This is a genomic window from Paracoccus onubensis (assembly GCF_003591515.1).
Lineage (GTDB): Bacteria > Pseudomonadota > Alphaproteobacteria > Rhodobacterales > Rhodobacteraceae > Paracoccus > Paracoccus onubensis.
Genome location: NZ_QZCG01000002.1, coordinates 68,349 through 88,256, shown reverse-complemented (window position 1 = coordinate 88,256; position 19,908 = coordinate 68,349). Strand labels below are relative to the sequence as shown.

The window sequence follows — 19,908 nt, the reverse complement described above, 5'->3', positions numbered from 1 at the left end:
GGCGAAATCGCGACAGGGATCACCGCATGAACGGACCCATTGCCGCACTCCCTTGCCAATCCCGTTTCATCCGGGAAAATTGTGCTACGCCGAGCCGGTATTCAACGGCCGGACATATTTTCGGAGTGCATTTCTTATGACTTATTGTGTCGGGCTGAAGCTGGATGCCGGCCTTGTTTTACTATCGGATACGCGCACCAATGCCGGGCTGGACAATATCGCCAGCTATCGCAAGACATTCTTTTTCGAAACCCCCGGCGAACGCGTGATCGCCATCATGACCGCCGGCTCGCTTTCGGTGACGCAGACCACGATCGCGCGGTTGGAGGAAGCGGCCGAGGATGCAGACGATGCGAATTCGGTTCTGAATGCGCCCTCGATGTTGCGCGTCGCATCGATCATCGGCGAAACGCTGGCCCGGACCCGCCGCGAGATCGTCGAGCAGCATCGCGATCTCAGCCAACAAGCCTCCGCCAGCATGATCGTTGCCGGGCAGCGCAGGGGTGGCGACATGCGGATGTTCCTGATCTATCCCGAGGGCAATTTTATCGAGGCGACCGAAGATACCCCGTTCCTTCAGATCGGCGAACATAAATACGGCAAGCCGATCCTCGACCGGGTAGTCCGGCGCGACACCAGTCTGGCGGATGCGCAGAAGGCGGTTCTTCTGTCGATGGATTCGACCCTGCGTTCGAACCTGTCGGTCGGAATGCCGCTGGATCTGAGTGTTATCAAGCGGGATGCCTGCGCCATATCCCTGAAGCGCCGTATCGAAGAGGGCGACCCCGATTTCATGAAGATGAGCGCAGCCTGGTCCGCCGCCCTGCGCGACAGCTTTACCAGGATCGAGGTCTGATCCAACCCGGCGCCCTGCCCCGCCAAGATCTCATCTTGCGGGGGAATGCGGGCGGGGATAGCTTCTGCCGATGCGCAATCCGCTGCCTCGTTTCATCGCTGCGTCCGGCCTGACCAATATGGGCGACGGGATCGCCCTTGTCGCCTGGGCATGGCTGGCGACCCAGCTGACACGTGATCCGCTGCTGATCGCACTTGTGCCGGTGGCGCTCAAGGCGCCGTGGTTCCTGTTCTCGCTACCTGCCGGGCTGCTGATCGACCGGACCGACCGCCGCCGGGTAATCCTTGCCGCCGATGCGATCCGGCTGATTGCCTACGCGGCTGCGGCGGTTGTGGTCTGGCTGGCCCTGCCGCTGAACCCGCCGCCGCTGCGCGGCACCGACCAGCCGGGGCTTTTCGTGCTGATCGCCATATGTGCCGTTACGGTGGGAGCAGCCGAGGTTCTGCGCGACAATGCTGCCCAGACGCTTTTGCCCGCATTGATCCCGGAACAGCATCTCGAACGGGCGAATGGCCGTCTGTGGTCGGTCGAGATGGTGATGAACATGTTCGTGGGCACGGCGCTGGCAGGGGTTCTGATCGGGATTTCCCTCGCCCTGCCCTTTGCCGTCAACGCCGCTGCCATGGCGGTGGCGATACTGCTGATCCTTAGCCTGCATGGCGATTTTCGCGCCGATACCTCGGATAATTCCACCCGCACCCGCAACTGGCGGGCGGAACTGCGCGAGGGGCTGACCTTCCTGCTAAGTCAGCCGATCCTGCGCGGTCTTGCCATCCTGACCGGCTTCTTCAACTTCGCCTTCGAGGCGATGATCGTCACGCTGGTCCTGATCGTGCAAGAGCGGCTGCAGCTTGGCCCGCTGGCGATCTCGGCGATCATGGCCTCGGGCGCGGTCGGCGGCGTGCTGGCCGGCACGATCAATGACCGGATCGTTATCCATTACGGGCGCAGCCGGGTGCTGCAGGCGGCAATGATATCGACCTTTGCCTTTCCGCTTACGGTTCTGCTGGCTGGTACCGGGAAGGGCGCTCTGATCTTGATTTGCGCGGGTTTCTTCGTCAGCGAGTTCATGGGCATCCTGTGGAACACGGTTTCCATCACCTACCGCCAGCGGCACATCCCCCGCCGGTTACTGGGCCGCGTCAACTCGGCCTATCGGTTATTCGCCGTCGGCATGGCCCCTCTGGGCATGCTGACCGCCGGTTTTCTGACCCGAGGCACCGCCGAGTTGTTCGGGCGCGAAACCGCATTGCTGACACCCTTCTGGCTGGCCATTCTCGTTTTCGCCGGACTAAGCGTGGTTTACTGGCGTTTCCTGAACCGCAGTTTCACCTGACCCGATCGGGCCATCAGCGGACAATCCTGAAATCCCGTGCCGGTTCAGATGCTTTTCCGGAAACTTATTGAGCGCGTGCCTGCCCCGCGTTAAGCAGGCCATGAGCAAGCCGGGGGAGCAGATGGCCAACAATAGCAGACACACAAGAACCACACCCGAAGAAGCGCTCGCTTACCACATGGAGCCGCATCCGGGGAAATTCGAGGTGATCGCCTCCAAGCCGATGACCACGCAGCGGGACCTGTCTCTGGCCTATTCCCCTGGCGTTGCTGTTCCCGTGCAGGCGATCGCGGATCAGCCCGAAACGGCCTATGACTATACCACCAAGGGCAATATGGTTGCGGTCATCTCGAACGGAACGGCCATCCTGGGGATGGGCAATCTGGGCGCGCTGGCCTCGAAACCGGTGATGGAGGGCAAGGCGGTGCTGTTCAAGCGTTTTGCCGATGTGAACGCCATCGATATCGAACTGGACAGCGAGGATCCCGAAGAGATCATCAATGCCGTCAAACTGATGGGGCCGAGTTTCGGCGGGATCAATCTTGAAGATATCAAGGCGCCGGAATGCTTCATCATTGAACAACGCCTGAAAGAGATCATGGATATCCCGGTTTTCCATGACGATCAGCACGGCACGGCGGTGATCTGCGCGGCGGGACTGATCAATGCGCTGGAACTGTCGGGCAAGAAGATCGAGGATGTACGGATCGTTCTGAACGGCGCGGGCGCGGCGGGAATCGCCTGCCTGGAATTGCTGAAATCCATGGGCGCACGGCATGAAAACTGCATCCTGTGCGACACCAAGGGAGTGATTTATCAAGGCCGGACCGAAGGCATGAACCAATGGAAATCGGCCCATGCGGTGGTGACCGAGGCCCGGACGCTGGAAGATGCCATGAAAGGCGCGGATGTCTTTCTGGGCGTGTCGGTCAAGGGGGCGGTGACGCCGGACATGGTCGAAAGCATGGCCGAGAATCCGGTCATCTTCGCCATGGCCAATCCCGATCCCGAGATCACCCCCGAAGAAGCCCACGCCGTTCGCGCCGATGCGATCGTTGCAACGGGCCGAAGCGATTACCCCAATCAAGTCAATAACGTGCTGGGCTTTCCTTATCTGTTTCGAGGGGCTTTGGACATTCATGCCCGCGCGATCAACGATCAGATGAAGATCGCCTGCGCCGAAGCGCTTGCCCGTCTTGCCCGCGAGGATGTTCCCGACGAGGTTGCCGCCGCCTATGGCCGCAAGCTGCAATTCGGGCGCGATTACATCATCCCGACGCCATTCGATCCGCGGCTGATCCATGTGGTCCCGCCCGCAGTCGCAAAAGCCGGGATGGATACGGGCGCGGCCCGCCGCCCGATCATCGATATGGACGGGTATATCCAGTCCCTGAAGGCCCGGATGGATCCGACAGCGGCGATATTGCAGGGCATGCATGCGCGGGCGCGGAATAGCCAGGCGCGAATGATCTTTGCAGAGGGCGACGATCCGCGCGTGCTGCGCGCCGCCGTTGCCTGGCAGCGGGGCGGTATGGGGCAGGCACTGGTCGTCGGCCGCGAACATGACGTGAAGGAAAAGCTGGAGGCTGCCGGGCTTGGCGATGCCGTGCGCGAGATCGCCGTGGTCAATGCCGCGAATTCCCGCCATCAGGAGGCATATCAGAATTTCCTCTATGCCCGGCTGCAGCGGCAGGGAATGGATCGCGAGGACACCAACCGTCTGGCCAATCGCGACCGGCATGTATTCGCGGCGCTCATGCTTGCGCATGGGCATGGCGACGGGTTGGTGACGGGCGCAACCCGCAAAAGCGCGCATGTGCTGGATCAGATGGGACAGGTCTTCGATCTGCGCCCGGAAGATGGCGTCGTCGGCATCACGGCCGTTCTGCACAAGGGCCGGATCGTGCTCATCGGCGACACTCTGGTTCATGAATGGCCCGAGGCGGACGATCTTGCCGATATCGCCACGCGCGGGGCAGCCGTCGCGCGCGGACTGGGGCTTGAGCCTCGCGTGGCCTTTCTGTCATTCTCGAATTTCGGCCATCCTCTCAGCGAACGCGCCATCAAGATGGCCAAAGCCCCGACAGTTCTGGACGCGCGCAAGGTCGATTTCGAATATGAGGGCGAAATGACTGTGGATGTCGCCCTGAACATGGAAGCGGCGGCGCGTTATCCTTTCAGCCGTCTGACCGGCCCGGCGAATATTCTGGTCATGCCTGCCCGTCACTCGGCCTCGATCTCGGTCAAGCTGATGCAGGAAATGGCGGGCGCAACCGTAATCGGCCCAATCCTGACAGGCGTGTCCAAGCCGATCCAGATATGCTCGACCAGTTCGACCGTGAATGACATCCTGAACATGGCGGCGATTTCGGCCGGCGGTCTGGGCGCGATTACGTAAGCGGCCTCAGGTCCTTTGTGGCAAGGGCATACCGGTTGCAGGGGCGGCTGCGGGATCGATCCCGTGCCGCTCGGCCGTCCGCGCCAGCCAGGAACCGGGCGGCGGCAGGCCGTTCCAATGCGTGACCATAGCCCGTTTCGTATAGCCGAAGATATGAACCGACTGAGTGTTATCGGCCACGATTCCTCGATCGGACATGCCCGGCGTCCATAATCTGGATAATGTCTGACGGAAAAGCGGGTAGAATACGGATTTCGGCAATGCCCGCTCGAATTCCCCGCATTGCTGCAGCGCATAGGTCAGAAGACGCGGACCCGTATCACCCCAGTTCAAGCTGTCAGGGCCAAGTGTCCCCTTCTTCCGGCGCTGCTGGATCAGGAACGGCTTGACCCATGGCGGTTCCAGTATTTCGGCACTCAGAAACTCATCCATCCATAATAATGTCGGCGATTCCGGTGGAAGCGCCATCACGCCGGACAAGACGCCCCCTTCACCGTTCAGACCGAACCCATAGCCGCCTTCAAGCTCGAACGGGCGAACGCAATATGCATCCGCATCGACCCAGACCACCTGCCGCTTGCGCAGCAGCGCCACCCGGAACAGATCGGACCATACCGCCAGTTCCTTGCGCGTCGGCGGGTCCGAGACGAAAGCGGGCTTTGGCATGATCTCGGCGGCATCGGCGATCCGTGCGCCCTCGGGGATGCCGGCGACAGGCTCGGCAAGGTAAATGGTGAAATCGCATCCCTGATCGAGATAAGAGCGGATCACCATCTGCTCGACAAAGGAAATCGGCTCGCCGGCCCAGAATGTCGCGACGGGCAAGGTCCAGCCTGTCATTGCCGCCCCCGCTCTTCCGCCAGATCGAACTGCCGCTGCCGTTCGCGGAAACGTTCCCGATCGGCCTCGTCATATTCATGCAGGCAGCGATGGCAGCTTACGCCCTCTTCGTATTCGGGACGACTGGCATCCTCGGGCGCAAGCGGTCGGCGGCAGGCATGGCACAGGCTGTATCCGCCTTGCTCAAGCCCGTGTTTCAGGCTGACGCGGCGATCGAATACGAAGCATTCACCCCGCCAAAGACTGTCTTGCTCGGGGATATCTTCCAGATATTTCAGAATACCGCCTTTGAGGTGAAAGACCTCTTCGACACCCTGCGACAACAGGTAATTCGTTGATTTCTCGCAGCGGATTCCACCGGTGCAGAACATGGCGATGCGCTTGCCCGCAAAGCGATGCGCGTTTTGCTGCCACCATTCCGGGAATTCGCTGAAAGATTTCGTCGCCGGATCGGCTGCGCCGGCGAATGTGCCGATGGCGGTTTCATAATCGTTGCGCGTATCGATCACCGCAACATCCGGGGCCGAGATCAATGCATTCCATTCCGCAGGCTCGACATAATGCCCGACGGCAGCGGTCGGATCGACATCCGGCTGTCCCATGGTGACGATTTCGCGTTTAAGGCGCACCTTCATCCTGCCAAAAGGCATCTCATCCGCAGTGCTTTCCTTCCACTCAAGCGTCCCGCATCCCGGCAGGCCGCGAATGTAGGAAAGGACAGCGTCAATGCCTGCGCGGCTTCCGGCGATGGTTCCGTTTATTCCTTCGCGAGCCAGCAGAAGCGTACCGCGAATGCCGTGCCGTTCACAGGTCTCGAGTAACGGTGCGCGAAGGCCCGCAGGCTCGCTGAAGCGGGTGAAGTGGTAAAGGGCGGCAACAATCAGCATAGGCGGGGCATATGCCAGCCCGATATCGCAAGGCAAGGGGGAATGCTTCATTGACGGCCATCCTGTCATTTTCTACCAATATGGCAATCAACCGGAGGCTTATATGCCCAAAGCTCTGATCGTCATCGACATGCAGAACGATTTCTGCCCCGGCGGGGCGCTCGCCGTTTCCGGCGGAAATGAAATCCTGCATCCGATCAATGCGTTGATGGATGAAGTCGATGCGGTCATCCTGACGCAGGACTGGCATCCCGCCGATCATAGCAGCTTTGCGCGAAATCATCCCGGGGCCGAGCCGTTCAGCATGACCGAAATGCCCTATGGTCCACAGGTCCTTTGGCCCGCCCATTGCGTGATCGGCAGCGAAGGAGCCGCTTTTCACTCTGCCCTGAACATTGATCGCGCCGATCTGGTGATCCGCAAGGGTTTTCGAAGCGAAATAGACAGTTACTCTGCTTTCTTCGAAAACGATCACAAGACCCCGACCGGTCTTGCAGGTTATCTGCGCGAACGTGACCTGCTTGATCTGACATTCGTCGGGCTGGCGCATGATTTCTGCGTGGCATGGAGCGCGATAGATGCCGCCGGGCTGGGCTTTACCGCCAGCGTAGCCGAGGCGGCAACCCGCGCGATTGATCTTGACGACAGCCTTGCGAAAGCCCGGAAGGATATGCGCGACGCGGGGGTCACACTTCGTTAACCAAGCGATCGCGCTTGCATTCCTTAACCCTGACATGCACCAAGGAAAAACCATCCGAGGAGTCCGCTCATGGTCGATATTGCCACGCGCGTATATAATCACAAATGGAAGATCGACCCGATCGTGCGCTCGCTGATCGACGATGACTTCTACAAGCTGCTGATGTGCCAGTCGGTCTTTCGCAACCGCCCGGATACGACGGTCAGTTTCAGTCTGATCAACCGCAGCACCGATGTCCGTCTTGCCGAACTGATTGATGAAGGTGAATTGCGTGAACAGCTTGATCACGTGCGGGGCCTGTCGCTGACGCGCGGCGAAAGCACATGGCTGCGGGGCAATACATTTTACGGTAAGCGCCAGATGTTCCGCCCCGATTTCATGGAATTCCTCGAGGGGCTGCGCCTTCCCCCCTATCACCTTGAAACAAGGGACGGCCAATATGAGCTGACTTTCGAAGGCCGCTGGCCCGAGGTGATGCTGTGGGAAATTCCGGCGCTCGTCATCCTGATGGAACTGCGCTCGCGCGCGGTGCTGAAGGATATGGGCCGGTTCGAATTGCAGGTTCTCTATGCCCGCGCCATGACCCGCGTCTGGGAAAAGATCCAGACGCTGCGGGAATTGCCCGATCTGCTGATCGCCGATTTCGGCACAAGACGGCGGCACAGTTTCCTGTGGCAGGACTGGTGCGTGCAGGCCATGATCGAAGGGCTGGGGGATCGCTTTACCGGCACCTCGAACTGTCTGATCGCCATGCATCGCGATATCGAGGCGATTGGCACCAATGCCCATGAATTGCCGATGGTTTATGCCGCCCTGGCCAGGAATGATGACGAATTGCGGCGCGCGCCTTATGATGTGCTTGCCGATTGGCATGAAGAACATGACGGCAATCTGCGCATCATTCTGCCGGATACCTATGGCAGCGAGGGTTTTCTGGATCACGCGCCGGACTGGCTGGCAGGCTGGACCGGGATCCGCATCGACAGCGGCGATCCGGCAGAGGGGGCGGAAACCGCGATTCGCTGGTGGAAAGAGCGTGGCGAGGATCCTCGCGAGAAGCTGGTGATCTTTTCCGACGGGCTGGATGTCGAGAAAATCGTTGAGTTGCACCGGCAATTTCACGGTCGCGTCAAGGTCAGCTTCGGCTGGGGCACCCTGCTGACCAATGATTTTCGCGGGCTGGTGCCGGGCGACGGACTGGCCCCGTTCAGCCTGGTTTGCAAGGCGGTTGCGGCGAATGGAAAACCAACGGTCAAACTGTCGGACAACCCGGCCAAGGCCATGGGGCCGGAAGAGGAAGTCGCTCGTTACAAACGGGTCTTCGATGTTGGCCAGCAGGTCGCTCAGAAAGTGATCGTGTAACCGGCAGCGACTGGCATCTGCGGAAGCATAAAGCTTTAACGAACGACCGGGCCAGAGCATGTCACGCCTGCCCGTATTCGCTTCCCCTCCCTCTGCTTCTTCTTTGTCCAAATACCTTGGGGGTCGCCGACGGGCCGCGCCACTGGTTCGAGAGACCTGCCGGCGACGGGGCACCGCCCCCGGCCATCGCGGGACGCAAGCAACCTGCGTTTCCGATTCAGCACGATATGCTCTAGGTCCGCATCACCAGCGCAATCACCAGATAGCTTGCGGCACCGAGCAAGGCGGTCACCGGCACTGTCACGACCCAGGCAGCGGTGATCGTGATCACATGACTGCGGCGGATCAGCAGGCGACGGCGATTTTCTTCGGCGGGCAGGTCCGGGCGGCGACGCTTTCCGTCAAGCCATTCGCGGGCAAAACCCACACCGAAAATTCCTCCGATCGCGATATGGGTCGTCGAAACCGGCAGTCCGGCGGCAGCGGCAAACAATACGGTCGCCGCAGTCGCCAGAGAAACGCAGAAGGCCCGAACCGGATTCAGCCTGGTGATCCCGCTCCCGACCATGACAACCAGCCGCCTTCCGAACAGCAGCGTGCCAACCGCAATGGCCAGCCCTGCCATCAGCAGGATCGTGATCGGCACCTGCATCGCCTCGCTTGTCCCGGCACGTGGCAGGATAACCGATAACGGACCCGCGACATTACCGACATCATTCGCTCCGTGGGCAAAGCCCATGATCACCACGGCCATAAGCAACGGCGGTCCGAACAATGGCTTCATTCGTGGCTTTTCCGGATTCGCAGCGATCTCGCCCCGAAGCTGCCGCAAGGTCAGCCACGCCATCGGCAGCCCGAACGGCAGCGCTCCAAGAACTACCGGCAGTGGCCAGATTCCTATCCGCAGCGCCAAAAGCAGCGCCAGATAGGCAAGAAACAGCGCCGCCATCACCCCGACCAGAAACGGCAACCATCTTAGCGCGGCTGCCGCGCGGTCCGGAGCATCCCGGACGCTGACGGTCACAAAGGCGAGAAGCGCAGCCGCAAGAGCTCCGGCCGCAAGTGGCGAAATGATCCACGCGGTCGCGATGATCATGAGATTGTTCCAATGGACCGCCGCAAAGCCAAGCGCGGCGATACTGGCGCCAGCGATGGCGCCGACGATCGAATGCGAGGTACTGACCGGAAGTCCCGCACCGGTCGACAGCGTTATCCAGAATGCCGCGCCGATCAGGGCAGCCACCATCAACATCTGCGCGTCCAGGCGAGAGGCAAGATATTGAGACTCGAAAATTCCACCGGCGAGGCGATGAGTGACCGCGGCGCCGGCAAGACTTGCGCCGGCGATTTCTGCCAGCGCCACAAGGATCAAACCCGGAACAAGACTGATCGCCCCGGCCCCCACAGCCGGACCCAGCGAGTTCGCCACATCGTTCGAACCGATCGCCAGTCCAAGCCAGCACGCCACGATCAGCCCCGCGCCCAGCCCGGTACTATACGGCTCCAGCCCCAGCCCCCCCATCAGGAGGATCAGCACCACAACGCAGAACAGGACAACAAGGCCAAGCCGCAATACCGGACGGAATGCCTGGCTTTGTGCGGCTTCGGCATGGGTGATCCGGCCCAGATCCTTGTCCAGGATGTGAAAGCCGGATTTCATGCGGATTGCACTCCTTTACCACCCTCGCATGTTATCGTTCATCCGGCTTCGATGCCGGTTTGATCGTCCCTAGCGCAGTCTGCCCTAGCTCGGCGCCGCAGACAATCCGCGTAAAATGGTTTTCAGGCCGGGTTCGGCCACTGCGGCTTCGGCCTCGATTGGCGTGAACCACTGGCGTTCGCGCTCTGCCGCCTCGGGGAATGCGTCCTGCAAGGCTGTGACCTTCAGGGCATAGACCGCGACATCGACGGGTACGGAAAAGCCACTCTCCTGCGCTTTGTCATAGCGATAGCGACCCAGTTCGGCATCGGAAACCTGCCCCTCCACCCCTGCTTCTTCCCATGCCTCGCGGGCAGCGGCACCGGCCAGGCTGCGCCCCGCCATCGGCCAGCCCTTCGGAATGACCCATCGCCCTGTTCCCCGGCTTGTGATCAGCAGAACCTTACCCGAGTCGGGATCACGGCAAACGGCACCGACCTGCAAGGAACGTGGTCGCTTGCCGAACAGCAATCTGATCGATCTGAGCAAAGCGTTCATTCGTCCGTCTCCACCCTGCCCCGCAACGTCTTGACCTGCCCGCGCACCGTCTTGGCCTTAAGCCGCCGTTTCTTGCTGGCAAGCGTCGGGCGGGTCGCGATGCGGCGTTTCGGCGCGACCAATGCGTTCCGGATCAGCTCTGCCAGGCGCTCGCGTGCGATGGCACGGTTCCGCGACTGGCTGCGAGTTTCCTGCGACTGGATCACGACGGCCCCGTCCGACGTCCACCGGCGCCCCGCCAGACGCCGCAGCCGCCGCTTGACCTGATCGGAAAGATTCGGCGAACGCTCTGCCTCGAAACGCAGTTGAACCGCGGTTTCGACCTTGTTGACATTCTGACCGCCAGGCCCCTGAGCCTGAATAAACTGTTCGGACAATTCCCACTCTTCAATAACCAAATTCTCGGTGACATAGATCATGATAGCTTGATATGGCAGCTTCTTCGATAATTCCAAGCATCAATTGCGACGGAATACCGTCGAAATGCAGCATCCCCGCGCTCCGCCGTTCTGCCGGACATCGCCGAGGGCGGATTTCCGCGGGTCTTCGCGCTTTAACTCGTATCGAGAATAGGACATATAGTCCGCGAATCCGAGGACCAAGGCAGGAAGTCCAGATCATGAAGATAGTCATCCTTGGCGGCGACGGTTTTTGCGGCTGGCCCACAGCCCTGCATCTGTCCGGATGCGGACATGAAATCATCATCGTCGACAATCTCAGCCGCCGCGCCATCGATCTTGAACTCGAGGTCGAAAGCCTGACGCCCATCAGCCCGTTGGGCGAGCGGTTGCGGGTCTGGAAGGATCTGACCGGCAATGAAATCCGGTCTCTCAATTTCACCGTGGGCAAGCATTACCATCGCCTGTTGACCCTGTTCAAAGAAGAACGGCCCGACGCGGTCATCCATTTCGCCGAACAGCGCGCCGCGCCCTATTCGATGAAATCGAGCTATCACAAGCGTTACACGGTCAATAACAACCTGAACGCCACCAATGACGTTCTGGCCGCGATCGTGGAATCCGGGCAGGATATTCATCTGGTGCATCTGGGCACGATGGGGGTTTACGGCTACGGCACCGCCGGAATGAAAATCCCCGAGGGCTACCTGAAGGTGAAGGTGGAAACGCCGGAGGGGGACGCCGAGCAGGAAATCCTGTATCCGACCAATCCCGGCTCGATCTATCACATGACAAAAAGCCAGGATCAGCTGTTCTTCGCCTATTACAACAAGAACGACCGAGTCCGGATCACCGATCTGCATCAGGGCATCGTCTGGGGCACTCAGACCACGGAAACCCGGATGGACGAGCGGCTGATCAACCGTTTCGACTATGACGGCGATTACGGCACTGTGCTGAACCGTTTCATCATGCAGGCGGCCATCGGCTATCCGATGACGGTTCATGGCACTGGCGGGCAGACGCGGGCTTTCATCCATATTCAGGATACCTGCCGCTGTATCGAACTGGCTCTGCGGAACGCGCCGGCCAGCGGCGACCGTGTACATATCCTCAACCAGATGACCGAGACCCACCGCGTCCGCGATCTGGCGCAGATGATCCACGATGGCACCGGGGTCGAGATCGCCTATCTGGACAATCCGCGCAACGAGGCGGCAGAAAACGATTTGCATGTCGTCAACGACCGGTTCATCGGCATGGGACTTGATCCGATCCGGCTGGAAGCCGGACTCATGGAGGAAGTGAGTTCCATTGCCCGGAAATATGCCGATCGCTGCAACAGGAGCAAGATTCCCTGCGTCTCACGCTGGAGTTGAACGCGCCTGCATCTGTTGCCACTGCCTCCAGAGTCATTCAAGACAATCGAACAGGTCTTGTTTTTCTGTAAGAAAATCCGCGTGACAGGGGTTTTCGACCAGCATGTCCTTGCCCGCCGGTGGTCACAATAGCACCGGATTCGCAGCTTGGGGTTGCGTTGTTCGCGTTCCGCCGTACAATCATCTCACGATAGGTGGATACTGCATGGGGGAGCAGTGCCGCATTTGACGTCATTGTCCGGGGAGGAGACATAATGACTGCCGCAGCTATGCAGGCCAGAACGCTGCATTCGCCACGACCCAGCGCCGATCAGGTCAAGGAAATTCTGATCGTCGATGACCACCCGTTAATGTGCGATGCTCTGGCTCTTACGCTCAAGATCAGCTTTGGTCTTAAACATGTCCGTACCGCTCGCAGCCTTGAGGCTGCGATCGAACAAATCAAGATGCAGGGCGCGCCCGACGCGGTAATCCTTGATCTGAATCTGCCCGATGCGCGCGGGGCCGAAGGTATCGTCACCCTTCGCCGCCAATTGCCCGAGGTGCCGATCACCATGATCTCGGCCGATCTGGAAGATGCAATGATCTCGACGGCCATGGCCGCGGGCGCACAGGGTTATATCAGCAAATCGCTTAGCCGCGAGGCGTTGGTGGACAGCCTGCGCCGAATGTGGGACGGCGAATTCGTGACGCCCGATTGCTATCAACCCGAACAGGCCGGGGCCGAGGACGAGGCGCGGGCGGAACTGGCTCGCCGCTTTGCCACGCTGACCCCGCAACAGATGCGCATCCTGCGACTGATCTGTCAGGGCAAGGCGAACAAGGAAATCAGTTACGAATTGTCGATTGCCGAGGCCACGGTGAAAACCCACATCACGGCGATCATGTCCAAGATCAATGCCCGCCGCCGTACTCAGGCGGTCTTGCTGGCCAATTCGATCAGGTTGTTCGAGGCCTGCTGATGAATACCGGCCCGGCTACGAAGGAGGACGTCGCCGGACCGGTGGCCGTGCAGGCCAGTCGTGAAGCCCCCGATCTGGCGGATCAGCTTCTGGCAGGCCTGCACGCCATTGCGCCGGGGCTTGTACTTGTCTTTGGCGCCGCCCATGAACGGCTGGGCAAGCTGGGCCAGGCCCTGCGCGCTTCACTTCCGGCGGAATGTGTCATATGCGGCTGCTCTTCGGCCGGGGAAATCGGGCCGTCCGGCTACAGTTCCGACAGTGTGGTTGCCATCGGCTTTCCCAAAAGCAGTTTCCGTGCCCATTCCATCACCCTGCGCAATCTTGCGACATTGCCCGTTTCCGAATGGATGACACTGCTGCGCAGGATGCATAAGGGGTTTGCCCCTGCCCCGGCGCGCTCGTTATTTGGGATCCTGCTGGTCGATGGCGTCTCGGGACAAGAGGATGCGCTGGTCTCGACCATCGAGGCCGCCCTGCCCGCCGTTCCCGTCATGGGCGGCTCGGCCGGCGACGGACTGGATTTCCGGCACACGAGTCTGCTGGCCGGGGACGAGGTTTTCAGCAATGCGGCGGTTTTTCTGCTGGTGGAAACCGACCTTGCCATCAGCGAAGTGAGTTTTGCGCATTTCAGCCCGACGGAAACCCGCGCCGTCGTCACCGCTGCGATTCCGGATAAACGCCGCATCGTGGAACTGAATGCCGAACCGGCAGCCGAGGAATATGCCCGCATTGCCGGTATCGCGCAGCAGGATCTGACACCCACCGAATTCGCCCGGCACCCGCTGATGGTGCGTATGGGCAAACATCACCATGTCCGCGCGATCAGTGCATTGACCGAGGATGGAGGATTGTCGCTGATGTCCTCGATCGATACCGGAACGGTTCTGACGCTTGGCCGCAGCGATGACATGACCCAGGGCTTCGCCGAAGTGCTGGAAAGCCTGCCCCGTCCGCCGCTGATGGTGCTTGGTTTCGACTGTATCCTGCGGCGGCTTGCGCTTGAACGCGCCGGGCTGATGAATACCATGTCCGAGATGTTCAGGCGTTACCGGGTCGCCGGGTTCAATACCTATGGGGAGCAGCACAGCGGCATGCATGTCAACCAGACATTCGTCGGCATGGCCTTCCTGCCCCCCGCCTCCGACAATGAGACCCATGATGCTGCGTGAAGGCGATCCGCCGCTCAGGCAGATCGAGAAACTGCAACGCATCAACAGCGTATTGATCAACCGGATCGACCGGCTCGAGGAAACCCGCGGTTCCGCATGGTCGATGTTTCAGGCCGCCGTCGCATTGGAGCAAGAGGTTCTGGCCCGCACCAGACAGCTTGAGCAGGCGATGGCCGACCTGTCGCAGCGCAACCGCGAACTGGCCGTCGCCCGCGCCGCCGCCGAAGAGGCGAACCGCTCGAAGACCCGCTTCCTGCGCGCGGCAAGCCATGATCTGGTTCAGCCCCTGTCAGCCGCGCGGCTGTTCCTGTCGGCCCTGACGGACACTCCGATGGACGAGCAGCAGAAGGAACTGACCGAACGCCTGTCAGGGGCATTCGAATCGGTCGAACAGTTGATGCATGCCGTGCTTGATATTTCACGGCTGGACAGCCAGCGGATCGAGTTTCACCGTCAGCCCGTCCCGCTGGGCGAGCTGTTCCGCCGTCTGGCTGCCGAATTCGCACCGATGGCCGAAGCAAAGGGCCTGCGGCTCAGCTTCGTTCCGACAACTGCCGTCGTCGAAAGTGACCCGGTGTTCCTGCGCCGGATTGCGCAGAATCTGGTCTCGAATGCGATCAAATACACCAATCGCGGCGGTGTGGTGGTCGGGGTGCGCCGCAGCGGTGAAACCGGTTGGCTTTGCGTGTTCGATACCGGTGTCGGTATTCCGGCAGTCGACAGGAATCGGATCTTCGACGAGTTCCAGCGGCTTGGAAACGATGCCGGTACTCCGGGTATGGGGCTGGGCCTGTCCATTGTGCGCCGCGCCTGCAACAAGCTTGGCCATCGCATCAGCCTGAGCTCCGAAGCCATGCGCGGCACCCTGTTCCGCATCGCGTTGCCACTTGTCCATGGCGATTACGAGCGTCACCCGCAGCCGAATACCGCCACGAACCAATTGCTGCGCGGACGGGTCGCCCTTGTCGTCGAGAATGATCTTGCGGTGCGCCGGGGTTACGAGATGATCCTCTCCGAAACGTTGGGCATGGTCGCGAGGGTCACCGGGGGCACGGCGGAAGCCCTGGCGACAATGGGGGACGAGCCGCCGGACATCGTCATCGCGGATTACAATCTGGAAGGTGGTGATACCGGTCTCGCCGCCATCGCGGCACTTCGCAATGAAGCAGGCCGGTATTTGCCTGCAATGGTCGTGACCGCTCATCGTGATCCCGAGATCGCACGACGCTGTACAGAAATGAAAATTCCGCTCGTGGAAAAACCCGTGCGGCCATCGGAACTCAGCGAAATCCTGATCCGGCTGCTTAGCTGATCCTGCGACCAAGGGATTAGGTAGGGCCATGCGGGGCTTGCTCTTCCGGGCGCAGGGCGCAAATCTTGCGCTTGGGGAAGAGAGCTTAATCACGTGCAAATGTCTTGCATTGCCGCCGCATCTCGGAATGTCGTGTATTTGCGACGTCACGGGTTTCGCGCGCCATCATGGAGGAAATTATAATGATCCGCAGCATCGCCACGATCTTCTTGCTGGGACTGTCGGCAGGCGGCCTTGCGGCTACCTCTCTGACTGCAGGCGAAGCCGGAGATGCCGTTTTTGCGGAACGGGGCCCGTGGTCGGTTTCGGATGAAGGGCTGAACTGGTCGATGCATGTCGAGGGTCCCGACATGGCCGGTTTTCTACCGGTGGAAGCGGGCTCGGTCATTTTGCATGAATTCACCGATCCAACCGACAACAAGCCCGCCCTTCAACTGACCGAGAAAACTGACAACCGGACCCGCAAGATCGGGCCATTCCCCATCTCTGGCGGAGATCCGGTGCTGACCTTCTTTTTGGAACAGACCACCCGCGACATCGCGAAACTGACCGGTGGTAGCCCTTTCTATATCCGCAACCGCATAAAGGAAGCGCTGTTCGAAAGCGGCAAGATCACACAGGATGACGACAACAGGACGGCAAGCTTTCAACCCCTGCGGGATGATCCGAATGCCAGCCAGATGAATGGCTTCGAGACGCTGACCCTGACTTTCGTGCTGGGTGAGGACCCCAAGGCCCCGATCCGTGAATTGCTGGCCCGGACCGAAGGCGACCAGCCCGGTTACATCAATCGCATGGTGCTGCAATGAAATTCACCCTCCTGATCGCAATCGCCCTGACGCTGGTTTCTTCGGCCGGCTGGACGCAGGCCGTGAACGATTATCCCACCAATGCCCGCGCCGAATATGTCTTTACCTGCATGGCCACCAATGGCGAGAATCGCGACCTGCTGGATCGCTGCTCTTGCGCGATAGATCAGATCGCATCGGTCCTGCCCTATGACGATTACGTCAGTGCCGAAACCGTGCTGCGGATGCGCCAGACCACCGGCGAAAGGGCATCGATGTTCAAGGGCATGCCGCAGATGACCGAAACCGTCGCCAAGCTTCGCCGCGCCGAGGCCGAGGCCGAAATTCTCTGTTTCTGATTTCTGCGCCCGGGACTCGTCCCCGGGACTCATCCTTGTGTTGCAGTTGACCTGCCGCCGCGTTCGTTCATAACCGTTAACAAACAGCGCCGGGACCATTCGCGGAAAGGATACATCATGAGCTTCGATCGCAACATCAAGATCGCGCCGTCGATCCTGTCGGCAGATTTCGCCGATTTCGGACGCGAGATCCGCGCGGTCGAGGCCGAGGGCGCGGATTGGGTCCATATCGATGTCATGGACGGACATTTCGTGCCGAACCTGACCTTCGGCCCTCCGGCCGTGAAGGCGTTCCGGCCGCATGTGAAAACCTTCATGGACGTGCATCTGATGATCGCGCCGGTGGACGCTTATATCGAGGCCTATGCCGAAGCGGGCGCCGACATGATCACTGCCCATGTCGAGGCAGGTCCACATCCGCACCGCACGCTTCAGGCGATCAAGGCAACCGGAAAACAGGCCGGGATCGCATTGAACCCCGGAACTCCGGTCGAAGCCGTCGAATATCTGCTAAGCCTTTGCGACATGGTTCTGGTGATGACGGTCAATCCCGGCTTTGGCGGTCAGAAATTCATCCATAGCCAGCTTGACAAGATCGCCCGCCTGCGCGGCATGATCGGCGACCGGCCGATCCATATTCAGGTGGATGGCGGCGTCGATCCGAAAACCGCGCCTCTTGTCGCCAAAGCGGGGGCCGATGTGCTGGTGGCGGGCTCTGCCGTGTTCAAGGGCGGCTCGGTCGATCAGCCGGGCGTTTACGGCGAAAATATCCGTTCCATCCGCAACGCGGCTCAGGCGATTTGACTTTCCCGCCTGACAGGCGCTTATCTTGCCGCGACTCAAGACAGGAGGACAGGATGGATCTGGGAATCAAGGGTAAGCGCGGTTTGGTCTGCGCCGCATCGAAAGGTCTTGGCCGCGCCTGCGCCGAGGCGCTGGCCGAAGCGGGTGTCGATCTGGTAATCAACAGCCGGACCGAGGCGGATATCACCAGAACCGCAGCCGAGATCGCCGATAAATTCGGCGTGCAGGTCATCCCTGTCGCAGCGGATATCACCACCGAAGAAGGGCGCGCCGATGTGCTGAAGGCTGTCGGTCAGGCCGATATTCTGGTCAATAACGCGGGTGGCCCGCCTCCGGGCGTCTGGACCGACTGGAGCCGCGACGATTTCATCAAGGCCATTGATGCGAATATGCTTTCGGCGATTGCCCTGATGCAGGCGCTTGTCCCCGGCATGATGGAGCGCGGATGGGGCCGGGTGGTGAATATCACCTCGCAATCGGTACGCTCGCCCATATCGGTATTGGGTCTGTCCAACACGGCGCGGACGGGTCTGACGGGCTTTGTCGCCGGAATGTCGCGGCAGGTGGCGGGTAAAGGCGTTTGCGTCAACAATATCCTGCCCGGCATCCACGCCACCGCACGTGCCGATTCACTGGATCAGGGTGTTGCTGAAAAGACCGGCATCAGTCTGGACGAGGCGCGCATCAAGCGGCAAGCGGGCATCCCGACCGGCGAATATGGTCAGCCCGAGGATTTCGGCGCAACCTGCGCTTTCCTGTGCAGCCAGCATGCCCGGTTCATCATCGGCCAGAACATCCTGCTTGACGGCGGCGCGTTGAACGTCTCGGTCTGAGGGATTCCTACCGCCTGAACGGGCGGCAGGCCCCTGCCCCGCCCGTCATCTTTCCCAGCCGGTTTCTGCAAGCAATCTCTGCCGGATAACGGCATTATCCTCGCGGATCATTCCGGGGATGAGGAACAGATCGAGAATCGCCCACAGACAGACGAAACCGATTGGAATCCAACCGATCAGGATGGCTGCCGTCAACCAGCCCAACCCCCACAGCGCCAGCATCAGAAAGCCGCTGACATAGCGGCCCAGATACATGCGATGGACACCGAAACCCCATAGCAGGATCAACAGCAGATAAGCGACGAGCTGGGATTTCCCTTCATTCGCCACGCGCTGTTCGATCAGTAACTGTTGCTCGACATTCATCGATATTCCATCCTTGTGCCTCTATTCTTCCCGTAAAAGATAGGGTCGGCCCAGGAATGGACAAGTGCCTGGCAAAATCCCCGGGCGTCAGACCGCCGACTTGCGGCTTTCTTCAAGATAGATTTCGCGCAGCCTGGTGGCCACCGGCCCGACATCGCCCTTGCCGACCTGCTTGCCGTCGATCTCGACCACCGGCATCACGAATGACGAGGCCGATGTGATAAAGGCTTCATCGGCCTCCTGCGCCTCGGCGATGGTAAAGCTGCGCTCCTCGACCTGCATCTGCGCCTCGCGGGCGAAACGCAAAACAGCGGCGCGGGTGATCCCGTGCAGAATGTCATGGCTGAGTTCGCGGGTGATGATCTTGCCGCCCTTGACGATATAGGCATTGTTCGACGTGCCCTCGGTCACGGTGCCGTCCTCGGTCAGCCAGGCATCGTCCACGCCGCGCGCCTTGGCCTCCATCTTGGCCATCGAGGGGTAAAGAAGCTGCACCGTCTTGATATCCCGCCGTCCCCAGCGAAGATCCTCGACACTGACGATTTTCAATCCGGTCTGTGCCACAGGGCTGTCGGCCAGCCCCGGCTTGGATTGCGTGAACATCACAACGGTAGGCGCGGTTCCCTCGGGCGGATAGGCGAAATCGCGATCTCCCGGATTGCCCCGCGTGACTTGCAGATAGATCAACCCGTCGGTGATCCCGTTCCGTTCGATCAACTGCCGATGGGCATCAAGATATTCGTCCGCGGACATCGGATTGGTCATGGCCAGCGCATCCAGCGAACGAGCCAGCCGCGTCATGTGCCCAGCGAAATCAAGCAATTTGCCGTCCAGAACGCTGACAACCTCGTAAACCGCATCGGCCATCAGGAAACCACGGTCGAATACCGACACTGTGGCCTGATCTTCAGGCAGATATTCGCCATTTACATATACGGTCCGTGTCATCGCTTTCTCTCCCT

The 19,908-nt window shown here is 60.4% G+C and carries 20 protein-coding genes; 13 read left to right on the top strand and 7 right to left on the bottom strand.

Features of this window, described 5'->3' with window-relative positions; all coding sequences use genetic code 11:
- Positions 1-136: 136 nt before the first annotated feature.
- From D3P04_RS02950 to D3P04_RS02940, 3 genes are all read left to right on the top strand, one after another.
- The gene (locus tag D3P04_RS02950) at positions 137-856 is read left to right on the top strand and encodes an Ntn hydrolase family protein (RefSeq protein WP_119746491.1); all 720 of its coding nucleotides are present in this window, start codon (positions 137-139) and stop codon (positions 854-856) included.
- 70 nt (positions 857-926) lie between these two features.
- On the top strand, positions 927-2,192 hold the full coding sequence (locus tag D3P04_RS02945) for an MFS transporter (protein WP_119745806.1): 1,266 nt from the start codon (positions 927-929) through the stop codon (positions 2,190-2,192).
- 121 nt (positions 2,193-2,313) lie between these two features.
- Complete coding sequence (locus tag D3P04_RS02940; protein ID WP_119746490.1) at positions 2,314-4,590, top strand: NADP-dependent malic enzyme; 2,277 nt, start codon at positions 2,314-2,316, stop codon at positions 4,588-4,590.
- A gap of 6 nt (positions 4,591-4,596) precedes the next feature.
- Here the strand turns inward: D3P04_RS02940 and D3P04_RS02935 are convergent, their stop codons facing one another.
- Positions 4,597-5,430 carry a hypothetical protein gene (locus D3P04_RS02935; protein ID WP_119745804.1) on the bottom strand — a complete coding sequence of 278 codons (834 nt, stop codon included), beginning with the start codon at positions 5,428-5,430 and terminating at the stop codon, positions 4,597-4,599.
- Complete coding sequence (trhO, locus tag D3P04_RS02930) at positions 5,427-6,317, bottom strand: oxygen-dependent tRNA uridine(34) hydroxylase TrhO (protein WP_119746488.1); 891 nt, start codon at positions 6,315-6,317, stop codon at positions 5,427-5,429. Before trhO ends, D3P04_RS02935 begins: the two co-directional genes overlap by 4 nt.
- A 103-nt stretch (positions 6,318-6,420) precedes the next feature.
- On the opposite strand from trhO, the gene pncA reads away from it, so the two are divergent.
- Complete coding sequence (gene pncA / locus D3P04_RS02925; protein ID WP_119745802.1) at positions 6,421-7,017, top strand: bifunctional nicotinamidase/pyrazinamidase; 597 nt, start codon at positions 6,421-6,423, stop codon at positions 7,015-7,017.
- Positions 7,018-7,086: 69 nt separating this feature from the next.
- On the top strand, positions 7,087-8,379 hold the full coding sequence (gene pncB / locus D3P04_RS02920; protein ID WP_119745800.1) for a nicotinate phosphoribosyltransferase: 1,293 nt from the start codon (positions 7,087-7,089) through the stop codon (positions 8,377-8,379).
- 232 nt (positions 8,380-8,611) lie between these two features.
- Here pncB and D3P04_RS02915 read toward each other — a convergent pair whose 3' ends face one another.
- The 3 genes from D3P04_RS02915 to arfB form a co-directional block, all read right to left on the bottom strand.
- Positions 8,612-10,039 carry an inorganic phosphate transporter gene (locus D3P04_RS02915; RefSeq protein WP_119745798.1) on the bottom strand — a complete coding sequence of 476 codons (1,428 nt, stop codon included), beginning with the start codon at positions 10,037-10,039 and terminating at the stop codon, positions 8,612-8,614.
- Positions 10,040-10,123: 84 nt separating this feature from the next.
- The gene (locus D3P04_RS02910) at positions 10,124-10,576 is read right to left on the bottom strand and encodes an NUDIX hydrolase (protein WP_119745796.1); all 453 of its coding nucleotides are present in this window, start codon (positions 10,574-10,576) and stop codon (positions 10,124-10,126) included.
- Positions 10,573-10,995 (bottom strand): alternative ribosome rescue aminoacyl-tRNA hydrolase ArfB, encoded by a 423-nt coding sequence (arfB, locus tag D3P04_RS02905; protein ID WP_119745794.1) that lies wholly within the window; start codon positions 10,993-10,995, stop codon positions 10,573-10,575. The genes D3P04_RS02910 and arfB overlap by 4 nt, the downstream gene beginning before the upstream one ends.
- A gap of 200 nt (positions 10,996-11,195) precedes the next feature.
- On the opposite strand from arfB, the gene D3P04_RS02900 reads away from it, so the two are divergent.
- The 8 genes from D3P04_RS02900 (at position 11,196) to D3P04_RS02865 (ending at position 18,580) form a co-directional block, all read left to right on the top strand.
- Entirely contained in the window at positions 11,196-12,353 is a 1,158-nt protein-coding gene (locus D3P04_RS02900; RefSeq protein ID WP_119745792.1) for an NAD-dependent epimerase/dehydratase family protein, read from the top strand.
- A gap of 254 nt (positions 12,354-12,607) precedes the next feature.
- A complete protein-coding gene (locus D3P04_RS02895) occupies positions 12,608-13,315 on the top strand; it encodes a response regulator (protein WP_119745790.1) in 708 nt (235 codons plus the stop codon).
- Complete coding sequence (locus D3P04_RS02890) at positions 13,315-14,484, top strand: FIST N-terminal domain-containing protein (protein ID WP_119745788.1); 1,170 nt, start codon at positions 13,315-13,317, stop codon at positions 14,482-14,484. The genes D3P04_RS02895 and D3P04_RS02890 overlap by 1 nt, the downstream gene beginning before the upstream one ends.
- Positions 14,471-15,796: an ATP-binding response regulator gene (locus D3P04_RS02885; protein WP_119745786.1), complete on the top strand. Its 1,326-nt coding sequence runs from the start codon at positions 14,471-14,473 to the stop codon at positions 15,794-15,796. Before D3P04_RS02890 ends, D3P04_RS02885 begins: the two co-directional genes overlap by 14 nt.
- Positions 15,797-15,978: 182 nt before the next feature.
- Positions 15,979-16,605 (top strand): hypothetical protein, encoded by a 627-nt coding sequence (locus tag D3P04_RS02880; RefSeq protein ID WP_119745784.1) that lies wholly within the window; start codon positions 15,979-15,981, stop codon positions 16,603-16,605.
- Positions 16,602-16,943 carry a hypothetical protein gene (locus D3P04_RS02875; protein ID WP_119745782.1) on the top strand — a complete coding sequence of 114 codons (342 nt, stop codon included), beginning with the start codon at positions 16,602-16,604 and terminating at the stop codon, positions 16,941-16,943. The genes D3P04_RS02880 and D3P04_RS02875 overlap by 4 nt, the downstream gene beginning before the upstream one ends.
- Before the next feature lie 117 nt (positions 16,944-17,060).
- Positions 17,061-17,747, top strand: a complete 687-nt coding sequence (gene rpe / locus D3P04_RS02870) for a ribulose-phosphate 3-epimerase (protein WP_119745780.1) — start codon at positions 17,061-17,063, stop codon at positions 17,745-17,747.
- Between the two features lie 53 nt (positions 17,748-17,800).
- A complete protein-coding gene (locus D3P04_RS02865) occupies positions 17,801-18,580 on the top strand; it encodes an SDR family oxidoreductase (RefSeq protein WP_119745778.1) in 780 nt (259 codons plus the stop codon).
- Between the two features lie 45 nt (positions 18,581-18,625).
- On the opposite strand, the gene D3P04_RS02860 is transcribed toward D3P04_RS02865, so the two are convergent.
- Entirely contained in the window at positions 18,626-18,946 is a 321-nt protein-coding gene (locus tag D3P04_RS02860) for a TM2 domain-containing protein (protein WP_119745776.1), read from the bottom strand.
- Between the two features lie 87 nt (positions 18,947-19,033).
- Positions 19,034-19,894, bottom strand: coding sequence for a D-amino-acid transaminase (locus D3P04_RS02855; protein ID WP_119746486.1), 861 nt, complete (start codon positions 19,892-19,894; stop codon positions 19,034-19,036).
- Positions 19,895-19,908: the final 14 nt, after the last annotated feature.

What these genes read in the sequence shown, in the direction of transcription:
- D3P04_RS02950 (WP_119746491.1), top strand. Translation starts at nt 137, where the DNA reads ATGACTTATTGTGTCGGGCTGAAGCTGGATGCCGGCCTTGTTTTACTA.
- D3P04_RS02945 (WP_119745806.1), top strand. Translation starts at nt 927, where the DNA reads ATGCGCAATCCGCTGCCTCGTTTCATCGCTGCGTCCGGCCTGACCAAT.
- D3P04_RS02940 (WP_119746490.1), top strand. Translation starts at nt 2,314, where the DNA reads ATGGCCAACAATAGCAGACACACAAGAACCACACCCGAAGAAGCGCTC.
- D3P04_RS02935 (WP_119745804.1), bottom strand. Translation starts at nt 5,430, where the DNA reads ATGACAGGCTGGACCTTGCCCGTCGCGACATTCTGGGCCGGCGAGCCG.
- trhO (WP_119746488.1), bottom strand. Translation starts at nt 6,317, where the DNA reads ATGCTGATTGTTGCCGCCCTTTACCACTTCACCCGCTTCAGCGAGCCT.
- pncA (WP_119745802.1), top strand. Translation starts at nt 6,421, where the DNA reads ATGCCCAAAGCTCTGATCGTCATCGACATGCAGAACGATTTCTGCCCC.
- pncB (WP_119745800.1), top strand. Translation starts at nt 7,087, where the DNA reads ATGGTCGATATTGCCACGCGCGTATATAATCACAAATGGAAGATCGAC.
- D3P04_RS02915 (WP_119745798.1), bottom strand. Translation starts at nt 10,039, where the DNA reads ATGAAATCCGGCTTTCACATCCTGGACAAGGATCTGGGCCGGATCACC.
- D3P04_RS02910 (WP_119745796.1), bottom strand. Translation starts at nt 10,576, where the DNA reads ATGAACGCTTTGCTCAGATCGATCAGATTGCTGTTCGGCAAGCGACCA.
- arfB (WP_119745794.1), bottom strand. Translation starts at nt 10,995, where the DNA reads ATGATCTATGTCACCGAGAATTTGGTTATTGAAGAGTGGGAATTGTCC.
- D3P04_RS02900 (WP_119745792.1), top strand. Translation starts at nt 11,196, where the DNA reads ATGAAGATAGTCATCCTTGGCGGCGACGGTTTTTGCGGCTGGCCCACA.
- D3P04_RS02895 (WP_119745790.1), top strand. Translation starts at nt 12,608, where the DNA reads ATGACTGCCGCAGCTATGCAGGCCAGAACGCTGCATTCGCCACGACCC.
- D3P04_RS02890 (WP_119745788.1), top strand. Translation starts at nt 13,315, where the DNA reads ATGAATACCGGCCCGGCTACGAAGGAGGACGTCGCCGGACCGGTGGCC.
- D3P04_RS02885 (WP_119745786.1), top strand. Translation starts at nt 14,471, where the DNA reads ATGATGCTGCGTGAAGGCGATCCGCCGCTCAGGCAGATCGAGAAACTG.
- D3P04_RS02880 (WP_119745784.1), top strand. Translation starts at nt 15,979, where the DNA reads ATGATCCGCAGCATCGCCACGATCTTCTTGCTGGGACTGTCGGCAGGC.
- D3P04_RS02875 (WP_119745782.1), top strand. Translation starts at nt 16,602, where the DNA reads ATGAAATTCACCCTCCTGATCGCAATCGCCCTGACGCTGGTTTCTTCG.
- rpe (WP_119745780.1), top strand. Translation starts at nt 17,061, where the DNA reads ATGAGCTTCGATCGCAACATCAAGATCGCGCCGTCGATCCTGTCGGCA.
- D3P04_RS02865 (WP_119745778.1), top strand. Translation starts at nt 17,801, where the DNA reads ATGGATCTGGGAATCAAGGGTAAGCGCGGTTTGGTCTGCGCCGCATCG.
- D3P04_RS02860 (WP_119745776.1), bottom strand. Translation starts at nt 18,946, where the DNA reads ATGAATGTCGAGCAACAGTTACTGATCGAACAGCGCGTGGCGAATGAA.
- D3P04_RS02855 (WP_119746486.1), bottom strand. Translation starts at nt 19,894, where the DNA reads ATGACACGGACCGTATATGTAAATGGCGAATATCTGCCTGAAGATCAG.